The 2,736-nt window shown below is 69.6% G+C and carries 5 protein-coding genes; all 5 read left to right on the forward strand.

Annotated elements, in window-relative coordinates; genetic code table 11:
- Positions 1-518, forward strand: a 518-nt coding sequence (locus RMO40_RS21280; RefSeq protein ID WP_309725584.1) for a DegT/DnrJ/EryC1/StrS family aminotransferase, incomplete at its 5' end; no start/stop codon positions are given.
- Between the two features lie 34 nt (positions 519-552).
- Positions 553-807, forward strand: coding sequence for a hypothetical protein (locus RMO40_RS21285; protein ID WP_309725586.1), 255 nt, complete (start codon positions 553-555; stop codon positions 805-807).
- Positions 808-826: 19 nt separating this feature from the next.
- Positions 827-1,255, forward strand: coding sequence for a TA system VapC family ribonuclease toxin (locus RMO40_RS21290; RefSeq protein WP_309725589.1), 429 nt, complete (start codon positions 827-829; stop codon positions 1,253-1,255).
- On the forward strand, positions 1,252-1,893 hold the full coding sequence (locus tag RMO40_RS21295) for a sugar transferase (RefSeq protein WP_309725591.1): 642 nt from the start codon (positions 1,252-1,254) through the stop codon (positions 1,891-1,893). The genes RMO40_RS21290 and RMO40_RS21295 overlap by 4 nt, the downstream gene beginning before the upstream one ends.
- A gap of 7 nt (positions 1,894-1,900) precedes the next feature.
- Positions 1,901-2,736: nucleoside-diphosphate sugar epimerase/dehydratase (locus RMO40_RS21300; RefSeq protein ID WP_489660215.1), on the forward strand; the 836-nt coding region annotated here is incomplete at its 3' end.

Consider the following 2,736-nt stretch of genomic DNA (forward strand, 5'->3'; position numbering starts at 1 on the left):
CCTTCGACCGCTTCACCGCCAAGACGCCCAGCTGGTACTACGAGGTGGTGGCGCCCGGCTACAAGTACAACCTGACCGACATCGCCGCGGCGCTGGGCATCCACCAGCTCAAGAAAGCGCGCGCCTTCCAGCAGCGCCGCGCCGAGATCGCGGCGGCGTACGACGACGCCTTTGCCGACCTGCCGCTCACGCTGCCGCCGCGCGCCGCCGAAGGCGACCTGCATGCGTGGCACCTGTATGTCGTCCGCCTGACCGACGACGCCGGCATGGACCGCGATGCCTTCATCGATCGCCTCTTCGCGCTCGGCATCGGCGTCAGCGTGCACTACATCCCGCTGCACCAGCACCCCTACTGGCGCGAGCGCTACGGCCTGCGCGCCGAGCACTTCCCGCACAGCCAGCGCGCCTACGAGCGCATGGTGAGCCTGCCGGTCTACTCGAAGATGGGCGAGGCGGACGTGGCGCGGGTGGTGGTGGCGGTGCGGCAGGCGCTGTCGATCCTCGGAGGCCGCCGATAGAATGAGGCGCATCACCGCATCAACTCATCACATCATGCGCACGACGATCGACATCGAAGAAGACGTGTTGACTGCCGTCAAAGACCTCGCAAGGCGCGAAGGCCGAAGTGCTGGCGCGGTGTTGTCGCGTCTTGCCCGAGAAGCGCTGACCGGCATGGTGGGCAGTGCGGCCAAGTCGCGGCGCGCGAAAGGGACTGTTTCGGTGGGTGGCTTCGAGCCCTTTCCTTCGCGAGGCTTCGTGGTCACCAACGAGCATGTGAACCGGCTGCGCGACATTGAGGGCGTCTAGCACCGTGCGCCCGAACGGCATGCGCGCCTTGCTGGACGTCAACGTCCTGATCGCTCTGCTCGACAGCTCACACGCGCAACATGCCACGGCGCTCGATTGGTACGGCGCGCACATGAAGTCTGGGTGGGCTTCGTGTCCGTTGACGCAGAACGGCTGCATTCGGATCCTGTCTCAATCCAGCTATCTGGGCCGGTTGCCCGCTGTCGAGGTGGCGCAGCGGCTGGGCAAGGCCACGGCCACGGCTCACCACATGTTCTGGCCGGACGATGTGAGCCTGCTGGACAAGGACGTGGTGAACTGGGATCGCCTGCTGAGCCCACGGCAGATCACCGATTCCTACCTGCTCGCGTTGGCGGTTCGCCACGGGGGTCGTTTCGTGACGCTCGATCGAGGTATTTCGCTGGCGAGTGTTTGCGGTGCTCAGGCCCGCCACGTGGTCATGTTGTGAAGGCTGGTCTCAAGCGTGCGGTCGATGTGTTGGGCGCCGTCTCCGGCCTGCTGCTGCTGGCTCTGCCGATGCTGCTGGCGGCCGTCTGGATCAAGCTCGATTCGCCTGGGCCGGTGTTCTTCCGCCAGCAGCGTGTGGGGCGTGGTGGCGCGCTGTTCCGCATCCACAAGTTGCGCACCATGGTGGCGGCCGGCGACGTGGCAGGCGGGCCGCTCACGGTGGGCGCCGACCCGCGCATCACGCGCGCGGGGGCTTGGCTGCGCCGCAGCAAGCTCGACGAGCTGCCGCAGTTGATCGACGTGCTGCGCGGCGCCATGAGCCTGGTGGGCCCGCGGCCCGAGGTGCCGCAGTACGTGGCGCTGTACCCGGCCGCCGTGCGCGACAAGGTGCTGAGCGTGCGCCCCGGCCTGACCGACCTGGCGTCGATCGCGTTCCGGCGCGAGAGCGAGTTGCTCGCCCGCGCGGCCGACCCGCAGCGTGCTTACGTCGAGCAGGTGCTGCCCGAGAAGCTGCGCCTGGCCGAGCGCTACGTCGACACCGCCACGCTGTGGGGTGACCTGAAGATCATCGCCCGCACGCTGGCCGCGCTGGCCAGCGATGCGTCGCCCGGCGCGCGGCACACGGCGCCAAGAGCGTGAACCCTGCATGAACCGCTGGCAGCGCCTCGACCACGCCCTCACCCTGCTGCGCCCGCACCGCGAGCCGCTGTCGCTGGTGATCGACGCGTCCATGATCGCGGCGGCCTGGCAGTTCACCTACCTCTTCCGCCTGGGCTTCGAGCGCTGGCTGAGCGCGCGACCGGGCTACGACCACTGGGTGCTGTTCGGCATCGTCGCGCTGTACATGGGCGTGTTCATGGCGTTGCGCGTGCCGCGCGGCATGTGGCGCTTTTCCGGCTTCGGCGAGATCAAACGGCTCACGATCGCGTGCGTGCTGGCCGGGCTGCTCGCCGGGCTGGCGGTGTGGGCCGGCGGCTTGAGCAAGGTGCCGCGCGCAGTGCTCGTGCTGCACCCGGTCTTCGCCTTGATGGGCGTGGCCGGCGTGCGCATCGCCTACCGCATGTTCTACGAGCACGTGCGCAGCCGGCTCGCGGGGCGCTCGCGCTACACGCGGCGCGCGCTGGTGCTGGGCGCCGGCGATGCGGCCCGGATGCTGCTGGCGGGCATCCAGCACCGCGGCGGCTGGTCAGTCGTCGGCGTGCTCGACGACGACCCGGCCAAGCTGCGCTCGCGCATCGGCGGCGTGTCGGTGCTGGGCCCGCTGGCGAGCCTGCCCGAGCACGCGCTTCGGCTGGAAGTGAGCCACGTCATCGTCGCGATGCCCGCGCTGCGCGGTGCGGCCAAGCGGCGCGCGATCGACATTGCCGCCTCCGCCGGCCTGCCGGTGCTGACGGTGCCTTCGGCCGACGAACTGCTCGAAGGCGCCGCCGTCAGCCGCGTGCGCGACATCGAGCCCGAAGACCTGCTGGGCCGGGAGCCCGT

Source organism: Rhizobacter sp. (assembly GCF_031412075.1).
In the GTDB taxonomy this organism is placed as follows: Bacteria; Pseudomonadota; Gammaproteobacteria; order Burkholderiales; family Burkholderiaceae_C; genus Rhizobacter.